Raw genomic sequence first — 15,055 nt, forward strand, 5'->3', positions numbered from 1 at the left:
GTGGCGCTAACGCTTACCGGGCCTACAAAAACCGATATTACCCCGTCTTTTTCAACTGCGTCACCACCAGCTGGTGGCGCGGGTTGTAGAACTTCCGATAGGTCAGGTAGCAGGCAATGATGGTTGACAGGCTCGCCGTGGAAAGCAGCATAAACGTCACCATGATCTGATACTTAATCGCTTTTACCGGATCGATACCGGCAAAGATCAGCCCCGACATCATGCCCGGCAGGCTCACCAGCCCCACCGTTTTGGCAGAATCCACGGTCGGGATCAGCGATGAGCGAATGCTCTCACGAATCAGCCGCGCTGAAGCCACTTTTGGCGTCGCCCCCAGGCTTAACTTCTCCTGCAGCTGCTGCTGTTCACTGCTGAAACGCTGGCCGAGGTTGTTGTAGCACAGGCCAACGGCCACCATGGCGTTTCCCGCAATCATCCCGGAGATAGGGATCACCTGCATCGGCGTAAACTCAATCGAGCCAGAGAGCACCAGCACCGCCAGGGTGAGCGCCGTCCCGGTGGTAATCGCGATAAATGACGAGATAAACGCCTTATCAATATATTTACTGCGTTTCTGCGCGTTCCACGCCGCGTTAAAGCAGATGAAGAGCACCATCAGCAGCGTCAGCACCGCGTGGTTGACGTTGAAAATATACTTCAGCACATAGCCGACGATGATGAGCTGTACCACCGCGCGGCAGATACTCCAGACAATATCTTTTTCCAGGCCCAGCTTTTCCCGGTAGCTGACGACGATAGCAATCAGCACCAGCACCATCGAAAACGCCAGAGATTCATTGGTAATGTTATGCTCACCCACGGTTGGCCTCCTGCATTTTCCCGCCGTGCGGCTGGAGCGTAATCACGTCATCCGCATGGGTAATTTCGTTTGAGTCGTGCGTCACCCACAGCACGGCAATATTCTGCTCGCGGGCGTAACGATGAATAATCTCGTTGACGTTGCGTTTGTTGGTATCATCGAGCGCGCTGGTGATCTCATCCAGCAGCAATACCTTCGGTAAGAACTGCAGATTACGGATCAGCGAGACGCGCTGCTTTTCGCCGCCCGAGAGCTCACTGATGGATTTGGTCAGCGTCTCCTTCGCCAGGCCAAAACGGGCCAGATCGTCGATGAATTTTTCCGGCTCCGGCGTTTTATTGCGGATTTGCCACGGAAAAATCAGGTTATCAAAAACCGTGTCGCCAAAAAGCACGGGCGTTTGGACGCAATAAGAGACCTGCTGGCGATAGCTTTCCGGGGAAAGTGACGCAATATCCTGCCCTTCAAACAGAATGGTTCCCTCCGTTGGGCTCAGCAGTGAGGCCACAATCTTCAGTAAGGTGCTTTTACCGCAGCCTGACGGCCCCGTTATCAGCTTGAACTCACCGGGAGAAAGGTTAAACCCGACATGCTGGAGGATCGTGTTATTTGCGACACGAAAGCCGACGTCCTTTATCTGCAAAACTGCATTTTCGTTGTTCATATTTTTTCCAGTAACTCCTGAGCGTTATTAGCATAATCCGTGCCGCACGTTCGTCACAACGCGTTTTAGCGCCCCCTTTCGCCACCAAGACTTCCGATTGTGTTTACCGTGCATTCATTAGACATGCTTTACACTTTCGCTTTACAGTTTACGCCGTGACCTTAGCGACACTTCCGTATCCCTGGTTTAGAACATTCGTTAAAGTGGTGTTAAGCTCTGCCCGCAACACAATAAGGAAGTACAAGAATGTCTAATATTCACACTTTTTATGAGTTTTCTGAACTTGAACCCGGCGTGAAAACCATCGATCAGCTTCTTGCTGCCATTGCTTCAGAATCCGTTACGGCTTATGTGTTCGGGGGAGAGCTTGTCCGGTTCGTTAAGGGCCTGCTGAAGATGAAGCCGGTCATTCAGCTGAAGAATTGCCGCTTTGCGTTTGATAACGGCACTCGCTTCGTTGAAATCGACGGCAGAGGGAATGTCAAAGAGTTCGAGCCGGGCAAGGTTCCGGCCTGGTTCCAGTCTCCCGGTGAGTTTGCCCGCGGCCAGTGGCTGGTCAACCATGATTTAGCGGACCTGATGACGCCGGAATTTATCCGCGCGTTTATCGAACGCTTCCCGGACGTAAGCAAACGACGCGAACACGCGAACCTGCTGTTCGATCTGCAGCTCAATAAGCTGGCGCCCGCGCAGCCCGCGGCGAAAAAGACAGGCAACGTTCAGGGCAAAACGACCAAACCCAAAGTCACCGATCTGCAGTCTTTCGAACTCTTCAGCCAGTTTTATGCGCGTATGAAAACGGCAGTCTGTGCGGACCAGTTCCCGACGCTGCAAATTCTGACGGGACACGACGCCGTCAACGACGCGCCCACCTCTCTGAAGGGCGCGGTACGTACCTGGTTCAAAGGGATCACCGGTCAGCTTCCGCCGAACAACAAGCGCGTGGGCGCGGGCAATGCGGAACTGTTCTGCGCGCCGATCCGCGAGCAGCTGCGCCAGGTCGAAGAGATTGGGCTGGAGACCTTCTATCACGGCCTGTCGAAAGCCATCGCCGATGCGGGTGACGATGCGCTGATCGCTGACTTTACCTACAGCTACCACTAACGCTCTGCCCCGCCCGTCGGACGGGGCGAATTTTAGCCTATTAACCGATATACTTACGAATAGCAAACACGCGCTTTTTCTCATCAAAGCATGCAAAACAGGAGGTTTTTATGCTCATCGTTGTTCCCGTCCTTATATTCGTCGCGCTGGTTATCGTGGGCGCAGGTGTCAAAATCGTCCCTCAGGGTTACCAGTGGACCGTAGAGCGCTTCGGCCGCTATACCAACACGCTGCAGCCCGGCCTAAGCCTGATTGTTCCGTTCATGGACCGGATTGGCCGCAAGATCAACATGATGGAGCAGGTGCTGGATATCCCCTCTCAGGAAGTGATCTCCAAAGATAACGCCAACGTTACCATCGACGCCGTCTGCTTTATTCAGGTGATTGATGCGCCGAAAGCGGCCTATGAGGTGAGCAACCTGGAGCTGGCTATCGTCAACCTGACGATGACCAACATCCGTACCGTGCTCGGCTCGATGGAGCTGGACGAAATGCTCTCCCAGCGCGACAGCATCAATACCCGCCTGCTGCACATTGTTGACGAGGCAACGAACCCGTGGGGGATCAAAGTCACCCGTATTGAGATCCGCGACGTGCGCCCACCGGCAGAGCTGATCGCCTCCATGAACGCGCAGATGAAGGCCGAGCGTACCAAGCGTGCCTATATTCTGGAAGCCGAAGGGGTCCGTCAGGCGGAGATCCTCAAAGCGGAAGGGGAAAAACAGTCGCAGATCCTGAAAGCCGAAGGCGACCGTCAGTCCGCGTTCTTACAGGCGGAAGCGCGTGAACGTTCCGCAGAAGCGGAAGCCCGCGCAACGCAGATGGTCTCCGAGGCGATTGCCGCCGGTGATATCCAGGCCGTGAACTACTTCGTGGCGCAAAAATATACCGATGCGCTGAAAGAGATCGGCTCCGCGAACAACAGCAAAGTGGTGATGATGCCCCTGGACGCCAGCAGCCTGATGGGCTCTATCGCAGGGATCGCCGAACTGATCAAAGACAGCGGAAACGAGCGTAAAAAATGATTGAGCTCATCGTTGTACATCCTCATGCCTTCTGGCTAAGCCTCGGTGGCTTATTGCTGGCGGCGGAGATGCTTGGCGGCAACGGCTACCTGCTCTGGAGCGGTGTTGCCGCTGTCATTACGGGCCTGCTGGTCTGGATCCTTCCTCTGGGCTGGGCGTGGCAGGGCGCGCTGTTTGCCGTGCTGACGCTGGTTGCCGCCTGGCTGTGGTGGCGCTGGCTTAACCGTCAGGTCAAAGAGCAGAAACCGCTGGACGCGAATCTTAACCAGCGCGGACAGCAGATTGTCGGCAAGCGCTTTACGCTCGACGCCGCGCTGGTGAACGGGCGCGGGCACATGCGCGTGGGCGACAGCTCGTGGCCGGTGGTGGCCGACGACGACCTCAGTGCCGGAACGCAGGTTGAGGTCATTGCGGTGGAAGGGATTACGCTGCGGGTAAAAGCCTGCTAGACGTGGGTTTTGCGATGGCAGCAGCCGGCAAGATTATCAATAATCGGGCAGTCGGCGCTGTCATCACCCGGGCAGGATTCCGCCAGCTGCAGTAGCTGTTCGCGCATCGCCTGTAGCTCGATGATGTGGCGCTCGATCTCCGCCACTTTTTCCAGCGTGCGTTTTTTCACGTCCGCGCTGTGGCGCTTCGGATCGTTAAACAGGTTAACCAGCTCGCCGCACTCTTCCAGGTTAAATCCCACCTGTCTTGCCTGGCGCAGCAGCGTCAACTCATCGAGATGCAGCTGCGTGTAGCTGCGGTAGCCGTTTTCACTGCGCAGCGGTGGCGTTACCAGCCCCTTCTCTTCATAAAAGCGGATCGCCTTGCTGGTTAAGCCGGTTTTTTTTGCCACGTCACTGATATTCACATTTCCCCCTTGACCTTCCCCTTGATGGAAGGTTTAACCTTCATAACAGTTAGCGAAAAGCGTTACTCCGGTCAACAACTGACCAATATATTATACGGGAGTTTTGTTATGTCTCACACTATCGACCTGACGCTGGACGGCCTCTCCTGCGGCCACTGCGTCAAACGTGTTAAAGAAAGCCTGGAACAGCGTCCTGACGTTGAAAGCGCTGAAGTGACTATCGACCATGCCGCCGTGACCGGCAGCGCCAGCGCGGACGCGCTGATTGATACCATTAAACAGGCCGGTTATGGGGCGGAGTTAAGCCACCCAAAGGCTAACCCGCTGGCAGAGTCATCATCCCCGTCGGAAGCACTGACAGCGGCCACTCCTGAGCTTCCGGCAGCGGATGATATTGATGACAGCCAACAGCTGCTGATCAACGGCATGAGCTGCGCCAGCTGCGTCTCCCGCGTGCAGAACGCCCTGCAGGCGGTACCGGGCGTCGCACAGGCACGGGTCAACCTTGCGGAGCGTACTGCGCTGGTGATGGGCAGTGCCTCCGCCGCAGATTTAGTGCAGGCCGTGGAAAAAGCGGGCTACGGGGCGGAGGCCATCGAAGATGATGCCGAGCGCCGCGAACGCCAGCAGGAAACGGCTATTGCCACCATGAAGCGCTTCCGCTGGCAGGCGATCGTCGCCCTGCTGGTCGGTATTCCGGTGATGGTGTGGGGCATGATGGGTGACAACATGATGGTCACCGCAGACAACCGCACGCTGTGGCTGGTGATTGGTTTAATTACCCTTGCGGTCATGGTCTTTGCAGGTGGGCATTTTTATACCAGCGCCTGGAAGAGCCTGAAAAACCGCACGGCGACGATGGATACGCTGGTTGCGCTCGGTACCGGCGCGGCGTGGCTGTACTCCATGAGCGTGAACGTCTGGCCCCAGTGGTTCCCGATGGAAGCCCGCCATCTCTATTATGAAGCCAGCGCCATGATTATCGGCCTGATTAACCTGGGCCACATGCTGGAAGCGCGCGCCCGTCAGCGCTCCTCGAAAGCGCTGGAACGTTTGCTCGATTTAACCCCGCCGACGGCCCGCGTGGTCACGGACGATGGGGAAAAAAGCGTCCCGCTGGCGGAGGTACAGCCGGGCATGACGCTGCGCCTGACCACCGGCGACCGGGTGCCCGTCGACGGTGAAATCACCCAGGGCGACGCCTGGCTGGATGAAGCGATGTTGACCGGGGAGCCGATCCCCCAACAAAAATCACAGGGCGATGCGGTTCATGCCGGCACGGTAGTGCAGGACGGCAGCGTGCTGTTCCGCGCCAGTGCCGTCGGTAGCCACACCACGCTGTCGCGTATTATCCGCATGGTCCGTCAGGCCCAGAGCAGCAAGCCGGAGATTGGCCAGCTTGCTGACAAAATCTCGGCCATTTTTGTGCCGGTAGTGGTCGGCATTGCGCTGCTGAGCGCGGCGATCTGGTATTTCTTCGGCCCGGCACCGCAGATTGTCTACACCCTGGTCATCGCCACTACGGTGCTGATCATCGCCTGTCCGTGCGCTCTTGGCCTGGCGACGCCGATGTCAATTATCTCCGGCGTGGGCCGTGCCGCCGAGTTTGGCGTGCTGGTCCGTGATGCGGATGCCCTGCAGCGGGCGAGCACCCTGGATACGATTGTCTTTGATAAAACCGGCACGCTGACCGAGGGCAAACCGCAGGTAGTGGCCGTGAGCACCGCTGGCATTGCGCAAGAGGACGCGCTGCGCCTTGCCGCCGCGCTGGAGCAGGGTTCCAGCCACCCGCTGGCCCGCGCCATTCTCGATAAGGCGAATGCTTCTGCCCTGCCGCAGGTCAGCAATTTCCGTACCCTGCGCGGGCTTGGCGTCAGCGGTGAAGCCGACGGCCACGCGCTGCTGCTGGGTAACCAGGCATTGCTGAATGAAAACGGTGTTGATACGTCCGCGCTGGAAGAAGAACTGAAAGCACAGGCGTCTCGGGGCGCCACCCCTGTTCTGCTGGCGGTGGATGGCAAAGCCGCCGCGCTGCTGGCCGTGCGCGATCCGCTTCGCCAGGACAGCGTGGATGCCTTACAGCGCCTGCACCGCGCGGGCTATCGCCTGGTGATGCTGACCGGGGATAACCCGACCACCGCCAACGCCATCGCGAAAGAGGCCGGTATTGATGAGGTGATTGCGGGCGTGCTGCCGGACGGCAAAGCGGACGCCATCAAGAACCTGCAAAGTCAGGGTCGCCAGGTGGCGATGGTGGGCGACGGCATCAACGACGCCCCGGCGCTGGCCCAGGCGGACGTAGGAATAGCTATGGGTGGCGGGAGCGATGTCGCCATCGAAACCGCGGCCATCACGCTGATGCGCCACAGCCTGATGGGCGTGGCCGACGCCCTGGCCATTTCGAAAGCCACGTTGCGCAACATGAAGCAGAACCTGCTGGGGGCGTTCATCTATAACTCGCTCGGTATTCCGGTTGCTGCGGGCATTTTGTGGCCGCTGACCGGTACCCTGCTGAACCCGGTGGTTGCGGGTGCGGCGATGGCACTCTCCTCCATTACCGTGGTGAGCAACGCCAACCGTCTGCTGCGGTTTAAACCGAAGGATTGAACCTTGTTCTCGTACGCGCTAGCATGACCCTTTCCGGTCATGGAGCGCGTATGAGTCTGTTTAATCGTATAAAAGCATCGTTTCGCGCCCTCTTCCCCCGCCGCTATGCCTGGCCCGGCCTGGATATCTCGCTTCCCGGCGGGCAACACCTGCACCTGGTCGGCAGCATCCATATGGGCACGCAGGGAATGTCTCCTCTGCCATCCGGTCTGATAAAACGCCTGAAGCGCGCCGACGCGCTGGTCGTCGAGGCGGACATTTCCGGCCACGAGTCGCCGTTTGCCGGGCTTGAAAGCGATCTCCCGCTGGCGGAGCGCCTGAACGACGACCAGCTCGCGGAGCTGAGGCGCGTGGCGACAGAAACCGGCGTGTCGCTCTCCATGATTGACACCCTGCCGCTGTGGCAAATTGCGATGGTGCTGCAGGCCACGCAGGCGCAGCGTCTGGGCCTGCGCGGTGACTATGGCATTGATTACCAGCTGCTGAACGTGGCGCGGGCGCGCCGTATGCCCATCATCGAGCTGGAAGGGACGGACAGCCAGATTGCGCTCCTGCGCCAGCTTCCTGACGACGGTCTGATGCTGCTGGATGATACCCTGACCCACTGGCACACCAACGCGCGTCTGCTGCAAACCATGATTGGCTGGTGGCTGGATGCGCCGCCCGCGGACGGTAAGCTGGCGCTACCGTCGACGTTCAGTGAATCGCTTTATGATGTGCTGATGAATGCGCGCAACAAAGCCTGGCGAGAGACGCTGCATGCTTTACCTGCGGGGGAGTACGTGGTCGCAGTCGGGGCGCTGCATTTATACGGCGAAGGGAATTTGCCGTCGCTGTTGAAATAAAAAAATGGCCAATATCTCTATTGGCCCGTCAAAGAGGAATTTCATCGTTTTTATTATACCGAAGTGACCTTCGGCTGAGCCGATTGTCGCTCAAAGTGACCATCACTGCCAACACTATTGCGCAAGATGGTGCTATTTTTTAGACAAACGTCAGGCGTATGCTGGCTGCATGAATTGTCTGCCGTAAGAAGGATAGCTATGACTCCCGCCGTTAAATTACTCGAAAAAAACAATATTTCTTTCCGGATCCATACCTACGATCACGATCCGAACGAAACCAACTTTGGTGATGAAGTGGTGCGCAAGTTGGGGCTGAACGCTGACCAGGTCTATAAAACGCTGCTGGTCGCGGTGAATGGCGATATGAAGCACCTCGCCGTGGCGGTAACGCCCGTTGCCGGACAGCTCGATCTCAAAAAGGTAGCGAAAGCGCTGGGGGCGAAAAAGGTGGATATGGCGGACCCGATGGTTGCGCAACGCACCACGGGCTATCTGGTGGGCGGGATCAGCCCGCTCGGACAGAAAAAACGCCTGCCGACGCTGATCGATGCGCCTTCGCAGGAATTTGAGACGATCTATATTTCGGGCGGTAAACGCGGGCTGGATATTGAACTGGCCGCGGGCGATCTGGCGAAAATGCTGGACGCGAAGTTTGCGGATATTGCCCGCCGGGAGTAAAAAAAGCCGGGTGGCGGCTACGAGGTAAAAGCAAAACGGTAACAGGCGTTACCGTTTTTTGTGTTCGCGCCCTCTCCCGGTGGGAGAGGGTTGGGGTGAGGGCATCAGGCCGCACAACACTACTGCCAGCTCACCTCACCTTTCGGCTCATAGGCATTCACGTCAATCGGCGAGTTCTGCTCGATGTACTGCTTCAGCACTTCCGCGTCGATAAAGCCGGTGTTTACGTAGCCCGGTTTATTATCAATGTGCGGATAGCCGTCGCCGCCGGTGGCGTTAAAGCTTAACGTCGCCAGACGGTAGGTTTTCGCCGGATCGACCGGCTCGCCTTTGATTTTGAGATCGTTGAGCTTGCCGTCCTTTGCCACAAAGCTGACGTTGGCAAACTGCGGATAGGCACCCGAGTCCGGCTTCATCTGCGCCACGGCGGTCAGGTAGTCAACGACCTCTTTCCCGCTCATATCCGCATACACCACCACGTTGCCGAACGGCTGCACCTTCAGCACGTCTTTATAGGTGATGTTTCCGCCTTCGATGGAGTCACGAATGCCGCCGCCGCTCATCACGCCGAAGTCCGCATTCGTACGCGCCATCTGCGCCGCCAGCACCAGATGGCCCATGTTGGTCTGCACGAAGCGGACTTTACTGCGGTCCCCTTCCAGACGACCGTTCAGCGTGCCGATTTTCACGTCCAGCTGCGCCTTGCCTTTATTCTGGAACGGCGTCAGCAGGGAGAGCATCTGCTGGTTTTCAGCAATCTCTGGCGTGTAAAGTACGCGCTCGCTTTTCCCGTCCGGGTAGGTGACCTTCTTCTTCAGGTTCACCGGGATAAGCTGATAGCGCACCAGCTTCATCTCACCGTTACGAAACTCAAAGTCCGCCCGCCCCACGTATTTACCCCACTCGTGGGCCTGCACAATCCAGATCCCGTTCTGACGATCTGGCGCACACGGCGTGCCCGGCACGTAGTCCACCTGCTTTTTGTTCTCCGACGCCATGCACACCGGATCCTGCGAGTGACCGCCCACAATCATCGCCAGCGAGCCCGCTGGCAGGCTGCGCGCCATCTCCACGTCGCCGGGCGCGTTAGAGCCGTGCTCGCCGTTGTCGTAATGACCCATGTGCGTGGTGGCAATAATCACGTCCGGCTTTTCGTTCTGCTGCAGTTCCTGAATCACCAGCTTCGCTTCGTCCGCCGGTTTACGGAATTCGATATCGGTAAAGAACTCGGGGTTGCCGATTTTCGCCGTATCGTCGGTGGTTAAGCCGATGACCGCGATCTTCAGATCCTGACGCTTAAACAGCGCCCAGGGCTTAAACAGGCGCTCGCCGGTGCTTTTCTGGTAAATATTGGCGGAGAGAAATGGGAATTTGGCCCATTTCTCCTGCTGGCGCAGCACGCTCAGCGGATTGTCAAACTCGTGGTTGCCGACGGCCATCGCGTCGTAACCGATTAAATTCATGCCGCGGAAATCGGGTTCAGCATCCTGTAAATCCGATTCCGGCACGCCGGTATTAATATCCCCGCCCGACAGCAGCAACACGCTGCCGCCCTGGGCCGCCACCTCTTTGCGAATGCCGTCCACCAGTGTTTTTTGCGCCGACAGACCATACTCGCCGTATTCACTGCGCCAGAAATGACCGTGATGATCGTTGGTATGCAGAATGGTGATTTTATAGGTTTTATCTTTTTCATACGCCTGCGCGGGCAGGCTTGCCAGGCCCCATGCGGCAATAAGCGCCAGCGCGACGCCCCGCTTCATTAACTTCATCTTCTCTCTCCCTGACCAATAGACAAAGGCAAAAATTACAGTGACTAACAAGAATAGACAAATAAGTTTTCAGAATTGCGACTTTCTTCAAATGTCACGGACGAGTATGTTAGTCGGATAATAATTACTCCCTGCATCTCTAATAACAAATTGACGTGGTATTTATGGCAATCAGTGAATCAACCCAGCCCGCTCCGGGCGCGCCGGCGTCGCGCACCTCTTTTAAAGTTTTAGGCGCAATCAGCCTCTCGCACCTGCTCAACGACATGATCCAGTCGTTGATTCTGGCGATCTACCCGCTGCTGCAGTCCGAGTTTTCGTTAACCTTCGTACAGATCGGGATGATCACCCTGACCTTCCAGCTGGCCTCGTCGCTGCTGCAGCCGGTGGTGGGTTACTGGACGGATAAATACCCGATGCCGTGGTCGCTGCCGATAGGCATGTGCTTTACCTTAAGCGGGCTGGTGCTGCTGGCCATGGCAGGCAGTTTTGAAGCGGTTCTGCTCGCCGCCGCGCTGGTGGGGACCGGCTCGTCCGTCTTCCACCCGGAGTCCTCACGCGTGGCGCGTATGGCCTCCGGTGGCCGTCACGGGCTGGCGCAGTCACTCTTCCAGGTAGGGGGCAACTTCGGTAGCTCCCTCGGCCCGCTGCTGGCGGCGGTGATTATCGCCCCGTATGGCAAAGGCAATGTGGCCTGGTTTGTGCTGGCCGCCCTGCTCGCCATTGTCGTGCTGGCACAGATCAGCCGCTGGTACGCCGCCCAGCATCGCGTGAACAAAGGGAAACCTAAAGCGAAGGTTATCAATCCCCTGCCTCGTAATAAGGTCATTCTTGCGGTCTCCGTGCTGCTGGTGCTGATTTTCTCCAAATACTTCTATATGGCGAGCATCAGCAGCTATTACACCTTTTATCTGATGCAAAAATTCGGATTATCGGTACAAAATGCGCAGTTCCATCTGTTTGCTTTCCTCTTCGCGGTGGCCGCAGGAACGGTAATTGGCGGGCCGGTGGGGGATAAAATTGGCCGTAAATATGTCATTTGGGGCTCTATCCTCGGCGTGGCGCCCTTTACCCTCATTTTGCCGTACGCCAGCCTTGAATGGACGGGGATTTTGACCGTGATTATTGGTTTTATCCTCGCCTCCGCGTTTTCCGCCATTCTGGTCTATGCCCAGGAGCTGCTGCCGGGTCGTATCGGTATGGTTTCCGGACTTTTTTTCGGTTTCGCCTTCGGCATGGGCGGGCTGGGTGCAGCGGTATTAGGGATGGTTGCGGATCACACCAGCATCTTCCTGGTTTATAAAATCTGCGCTTTCCTGCCACTTCTTGGGATGTTGACCATATTCCTGCCTGATAACCGCCACAAAGCGTAAATTACGGGCAGCCAAAGTTTGACTTTGGCTGCCTGACAGCCTGATGCCATAAGGGTTTCTTCTTTCTCCTCTTGCGTAATTTATCAAAATGCGCTTTTTTACGCGCATATTGCTGTTTTATTCAAACTTCAACAATTATTCATAAACATAAGGGTAAAAATTGTCATAAACTATTACCTGGCTTTTTGGTATTCACGCCAAAAATGGAACACTCACCACGAAAGGAGACGGAATGCACCACGCCACACCGCTTATTACCACCATTGTTGGTGGACTTGTGCTCGCTTTTATCCTTGGCATGATTGCCAATAAGCTGCGTATTTCTCCTCTTGTCGGCTATTTGTTAGCGGGTGTACTGGCGGGGCCTTTCACGCCAGGCTTCGTGGCGGATACCAAACTGGCTCCTGAACTGGCGGAATTGGGCGTGATTCTGCTGATGTTTGGCGTCGGTCTGCACTTTTCCCTGAAGGATTTGATGGCGGTAAAGTCGATTGCCATACCGGGAGCGATCGCCCAGATAGGGGTGGCAACGCTGCTGGGGATGGCGCTTTCGGCCTTGCTGGGCTGGTCGCTGATGACCGGCATCGTCTTTGGGCTGTGCCTCTCCACCGCCAGTACCGTGGTGCTGCTGCGCGCGCTTGAAGAGAGGCAGTTGATAGACAGCCAGCGCGGGCAAATCGCGATTGGCTGGCTGATTGTAGAAGATCTGGTCATGGTCCTGACGCTGGTACTGCTGCCCGCCGTCGCCGGGATGATGGAAAAAGACAACGTCGGCTTCGCCTCGCTGGCGCTGGATATGAGCATCACCATCGGTAAAGTGGTGGCCTTTATCGCCATCATGATGCTGGTGGGTCGCCGTCTGGTGCCGTGGATCATGTCCCGCAGCGCGGCAACCGGCTCCCGCGAGCTGTTTACCCTCTCCGTGCTGGCGCTGGCGCTGGGCATCGCCTTCGGTGCCGTTGAGCTGTTTGATGTCTCCTTTGCCCTGGGGGCGTTCTTCGCCGGGATGGTGCTGAACGAGTCCGAGCTGAGCCACCGTGCGGCGCACGACACGCTGCCGCTGCGCGATGCGTTTGCCGTGCTGTTCTTCGTCTCCGTCGGGATGCTGTTCGATCCGCTGGTGCTGATCCAGCAGCCGCTGGCCGTGCTGGGCACGCTGGCGATCATTATTTTTGGTAAGTCGCTCGCGGCCTTCTTCCTGGTGCGAATGTTCGGCCACTCCCCGCGCACGGCGCTGACGATTGCCGCCAGCCTGGCGCAGATTGGCGAGTTCGCCTTTATTCTGGCCGGTCTGGGCATGGCATTGAACCTGCTGCCACAGGCGGGGCAAAATCTGGTGCTGGCAGGGGCAATCCTCTCCATCATGCTAAACCCGGTACTGTTTGCCCTGCTGGAAAAATACCTCGATAAAACCGAAACGCTGGAAGAGCAGACGCTGGAAGAGGCCATCGAAGAAGAGAAGCAGATCCCGGTCGATATTTGCAATCACGCCCTGCTGGTCGGCTTTGGGCGCGTGGGTAGCCTGCTCGGCGAGAAGCTGATGGCGCAGGACATTCCGCTGGTGGTGATTGAAACCTCACGCACCCGCGTTGACGAGCTGCGCGAGCGCGGAATTCGCGCGGTGCTGGGCAACGCTGCAAACGAAGAGATCATGAATCTCGCGCATCTGGACTGCGCCCGCTGGCTGCTGCTGACCATCCCTAACGGCTATGAGGCGGGTGAGATTGTGGCCTCCGCGCGTGAGAAGTGCCCCGGTATTGAAATCATTGCCCGAGCGCACTATGACGACGAGGTGGAGTACATTACCGAGCGCGGCGCGAATCAGGTGGTGATGGGCGAGCGTGAGATTGCGAACACCATGCTGACGCTGCTGACGAAGCCGCCAGTTGAAGAGGCGGTGACGGGGTAAGTTTGCTGCGGCCTGATGCCCTCACCCTGGCCCTCTCCCCAGGGAGAGGGAACAAATACTAAAAACGGCAACCACAGGTTGCCGTTTTGCTTTTACCTATCCCAGTACGCCTCTTCGAGGCTGTCTTCTCGTTCCGGCAGACCGCGCGTTAAGCGCGGTGAATGCTGGTTCAGCACCTGATAGCTCACGCGGTTGGCGTACTTGCACACCTGCGCCAGCGACGAATAGGTCAGCCAGCTGAACTTGTGCTTGCTGGAATTTGGCACGTTGGTTTTGTGGTAGGCGTTAGCGGTGATGTCGTGCAGCAGCGCGGCCAGCGCGCCGTCGCCCGCGCCGTTCGTGTTCATGATCTTCTCCGGCCCGCCCATATATGGCGCAATGTGGGAGTAGATACGCAGCGGATTCACGCAGTCTTTGTGGCGCATGCCGCGGCTGAACTCGTACTGGTTGAACTCGGCAATCGCCCCCGGCAGCAGCGGGTGCTGGGTTTTGCGTTTGCTCTCTTCTTCCGTGAACCCCGCCATATACAGCCCGACAGGGCCGGCGGTGCAGAGCACCAGATCCACCCAGTCCAGCGCTTTGTCAGACGCCAGCAGCGGATCGCTTTCGCCGGTCAGCGCCTCGGCCTCTTCTTCGTTCATCGCCAGAATCGAGACGTGCTCTTTCAGGAAGGTCTGCCACCACTCCGGGTTATCGGCAATCACGAATTTGGTGCCCAGCGTCAGAACGACGGGCACGTCGTACTTTTTGGCGTACTCAATCGCCTTCATGGTCGCTTCCGGCATCGGCTCGCCCGGCTTGCAGCGCACCAGGTAGGAGGTCAGCACCAGCGCAGACGCGCCCGCGATCACCTCTTCGGGAATGCTTTCCGCGCGCAGCTTGTTCATGTGGCCCGGGCTGATGGCAAAGGTACGCTCGCCGGATTCGCCGATCAGCGTAAAGCAGCGGCCAATCGGCCCGTCTACGCCCTGGAGATAGTTAAGATCGGTGCGGCTGGAGGTGTTACACAGGTAGCGGTAGGCGTAGCCACCGATTTCAATGTTGCTGCACATCACGCCGAGCAGCACCGAGCGGTCATCTGCCAGCACCGAGTAGTTGTGCATGGTGTTGCCGATGGTGCCGCCAGCGAACTGATGGGTAATCAGATTTTCGCGCACCAGCTCCTGGTACAGCGCTTCGGCAACGTCGTCCTCAATCACCAGCGAGTGACCGGCGCTCAGACCGTAACGGGCGACAAACTCATCATCCACTTTCGCTTCAATGTCCACCAGCGTCTGGTCGATACCGACAACCCAGGCCGCGCTGGTTTCATTTTCAGGCTGGATTTGCTGCAGGAGCGGATCGCGGGCATCGACGGGAAAGTAGTGTTTGGATTTGCGTTTACCGGGAAATTTCATGGTCT

At 57.5% G+C, this 15,055-nt stretch carries 13 protein-coding genes; 8 read left to right on the plus strand and 5 right to left on the minus strand.

Features of this window, described 5'->3' with window-relative positions; all coding sequences use genetic code 11:
- Positions 1-37: 37 nt before the first annotated feature.
- Positions 38-820 (minus strand): iron export ABC transporter permease subunit FetB, encoded by a 783-nt coding sequence (fetB, locus tag IM273_RS02485; RefSeq protein WP_045260704.1) that lies wholly within the window; start codon positions 818-820, stop codon positions 38-40.
- Entirely contained in the window at positions 813-1,484 is a 672-nt protein-coding gene (gene fetA, locus IM273_RS02490; RefSeq protein ID WP_100170666.1) for an iron ABC transporter ATP-binding protein FetA, read from the minus strand. The genes fetB and fetA overlap by 8 nt, the downstream gene beginning before the upstream one ends.
- Positions 1,485-1,730: 246 nt before the next feature.
- Between fetA and IM273_RS02495 the strand changes: the two genes are divergently transcribed.
- The 3 genes from IM273_RS02495 to IM273_RS02505 all read left to right on the plus strand — a co-directional run bounded on the left by IM273_RS02495 (position 1,731) and on the right by IM273_RS02505 (position 4,062).
- On the plus strand, positions 1,731-2,588 hold the full coding sequence (locus IM273_RS02495; RefSeq protein ID WP_193051074.1) for a hypothetical protein: 858 nt from the start codon (positions 1,731-1,733) through the stop codon (positions 2,586-2,588).
- Positions 2,589-2,698: 110 nt separating this feature from the next.
- Positions 2,699-3,613, plus strand: a complete 915-nt coding sequence (locus IM273_RS02500; protein ID WP_008499312.1) for an SPFH domain-containing protein — start codon at positions 2,699-2,701, stop codon at positions 3,611-3,613.
- Entirely contained in the window at positions 3,610-4,062 is a 453-nt protein-coding gene (locus IM273_RS02505) for an NfeD family protein (RefSeq protein WP_193051072.1), read from the plus strand. Before IM273_RS02500 ends, IM273_RS02505 begins: the two co-directional genes overlap by 4 nt.
- On the opposite strand, the gene cueR is transcribed toward IM273_RS02505, so the two are convergent.
- Positions 4,059-4,469: a Cu(I)-responsive transcriptional regulator gene (cueR, locus tag IM273_RS02510; protein ID WP_028012206.1), complete on the minus strand. Its 411-nt coding sequence runs from the start codon at positions 4,467-4,469 to the stop codon at positions 4,059-4,061. The two genes, IM273_RS02505 and cueR, sit on opposite strands and share 4 nt — an antisense overlap.
- Positions 4,470-4,577: 108 nt before the next feature.
- Between cueR and copA the strand changes: the two genes are divergently transcribed.
- The 3 genes from copA to ybaK all read left to right on the plus strand — a co-directional run bounded on the left by copA (position 4,578) and on the right by ybaK (position 8,599).
- Positions 4,578-7,076, plus strand: coding sequence for a copper-exporting P-type ATPase CopA (copA, locus tag IM273_RS02515; RefSeq protein WP_069733264.1), 2,499 nt, complete (start codon positions 4,578-4,580; stop codon positions 7,074-7,076).
- Between the two features lie 50 nt (positions 7,077-7,126).
- Positions 7,127-7,921, plus strand: a complete 795-nt coding sequence (locus tag IM273_RS02520) for a TraB/GumN family protein (RefSeq protein WP_193051070.1) — start codon at positions 7,127-7,129, stop codon at positions 7,919-7,921.
- Between the two features lie 198 nt (positions 7,922-8,119).
- Positions 8,120-8,599: a Cys-tRNA(Pro)/Cys-tRNA(Cys) deacylase YbaK gene (ybaK, locus tag IM273_RS02525; RefSeq protein WP_008499307.1), complete on the plus strand. Its 480-nt coding sequence runs from the start codon at positions 8,120-8,122 to the stop codon at positions 8,597-8,599.
- Positions 8,600-8,718: 119 nt separating this feature from the next.
- Here ybaK and ushA read toward each other — a convergent pair whose 3' ends face one another.
- Entirely contained in the window at positions 8,719-10,371 is a 1,653-nt protein-coding gene (gene ushA, locus IM273_RS02530; RefSeq protein ID WP_045260698.1) for a bifunctional UDP-sugar hydrolase/5'-nucleotidase UshA, read from the minus strand.
- A gap of 164 nt (positions 10,372-10,535) precedes the next feature.
- On the opposite strand from ushA, the gene IM273_RS02535 reads away from it, so the two are divergent.
- Both IM273_RS02535 and ybaL read left to right on the plus strand, forming a co-directional pair.
- On the plus strand, positions 10,536-11,744 hold the full coding sequence (locus IM273_RS02535; RefSeq protein WP_028012201.1) for an MFS transporter: 1,209 nt from the start codon (positions 10,536-10,538) through the stop codon (positions 11,742-11,744).
- Between the two features lie 232 nt (positions 11,745-11,976).
- Positions 11,977-13,653 (plus strand): YbaL family putative K(+) efflux transporter, encoded by a 1,677-nt coding sequence (ybaL, locus tag IM273_RS02540; RefSeq protein ID WP_193051068.1) that lies wholly within the window; start codon positions 11,977-11,979, stop codon positions 13,651-13,653.
- A 92-nt stretch (positions 13,654-13,745) separates the two neighbouring features.
- On the opposite strand, the gene IM273_RS02545 is transcribed toward ybaL, so the two are convergent.
- Positions 13,746-15,050: an inosine/guanosine kinase gene (locus tag IM273_RS02545; protein ID WP_045260696.1), complete on the minus strand. Its 1,305-nt coding sequence runs from the start codon at positions 15,048-15,050 to the stop codon at positions 13,746-13,748.
- Between the last annotated feature and the right edge of the window lie 5 nt (positions 15,051-15,055).

Origin of the sequence: Enterobacter cloacae complex sp. P13B, from assembly GCF_014895915.1 — a bacterium.
GTDB classification, from domain to species: Bacteria; Pseudomonadota; Gammaproteobacteria; order Enterobacterales; family Enterobacteriaceae; genus Enterobacter; species Enterobacter bugandensis.

What these genes read in the sequence shown, in the direction of transcription:
- copA (WP_069733264.1), top strand. Translation starts at nt 4,578, where the DNA reads ATGTCTCACACTATCGACCTGACGCTGGACGGCCTCTCCTGCGGCCAC.
- fetA (WP_100170666.1), bottom strand. Translation starts at nt 1,484, where the DNA reads ATGAACAACGAAAATGCAGTTTTGCAGATAAAGGACGTCGGCTTTCGT.
- IM273_RS02505 (WP_193051072.1), top strand. Translation starts at nt 3,610, where the DNA reads ATGATTGAGCTCATCGTTGTACATCCTCATGCCTTCTGGCTAAGCCTC.
- ybaL (WP_193051068.1), top strand. Translation starts at nt 11,977, where the DNA reads ATGCACCACGCCACACCGCTTATTACCACCATTGTTGGTGGACTTGTG.
- IM273_RS02545 (WP_045260696.1), bottom strand. Translation starts at nt 15,050, where the DNA reads ATGAAATTTCCCGGTAAACGCAAATCCAAACACTACTTTCCCGTCGAT.
- ybaK (WP_008499307.1), top strand. Translation starts at nt 8,120, where the DNA reads ATGACTCCCGCCGTTAAATTACTCGAAAAAAACAATATTTCTTTCCGG.
- IM273_RS02535 (WP_028012201.1), top strand. Translation starts at nt 10,536, where the DNA reads ATGGCAATCAGTGAATCAACCCAGCCCGCTCCGGGCGCGCCGGCGTCG.
- IM273_RS02500 (WP_008499312.1), top strand. Translation starts at nt 2,699, where the DNA reads ATGCTCATCGTTGTTCCCGTCCTTATATTCGTCGCGCTGGTTATCGTG.
- IM273_RS02495 (WP_193051074.1), top strand. Translation starts at nt 1,731, where the DNA reads ATGTCTAATATTCACACTTTTTATGAGTTTTCTGAACTTGAACCCGGC.
- IM273_RS02520 (WP_193051070.1), top strand. Translation starts at nt 7,127, where the DNA reads ATGAGTCTGTTTAATCGTATAAAAGCATCGTTTCGCGCCCTCTTCCCC.
- ushA (WP_045260698.1), bottom strand. Translation starts at nt 10,371, where the DNA reads ATGAAGTTAATGAAGCGGGGCGTCGCGCTGGCGCTTATTGCCGCATGG.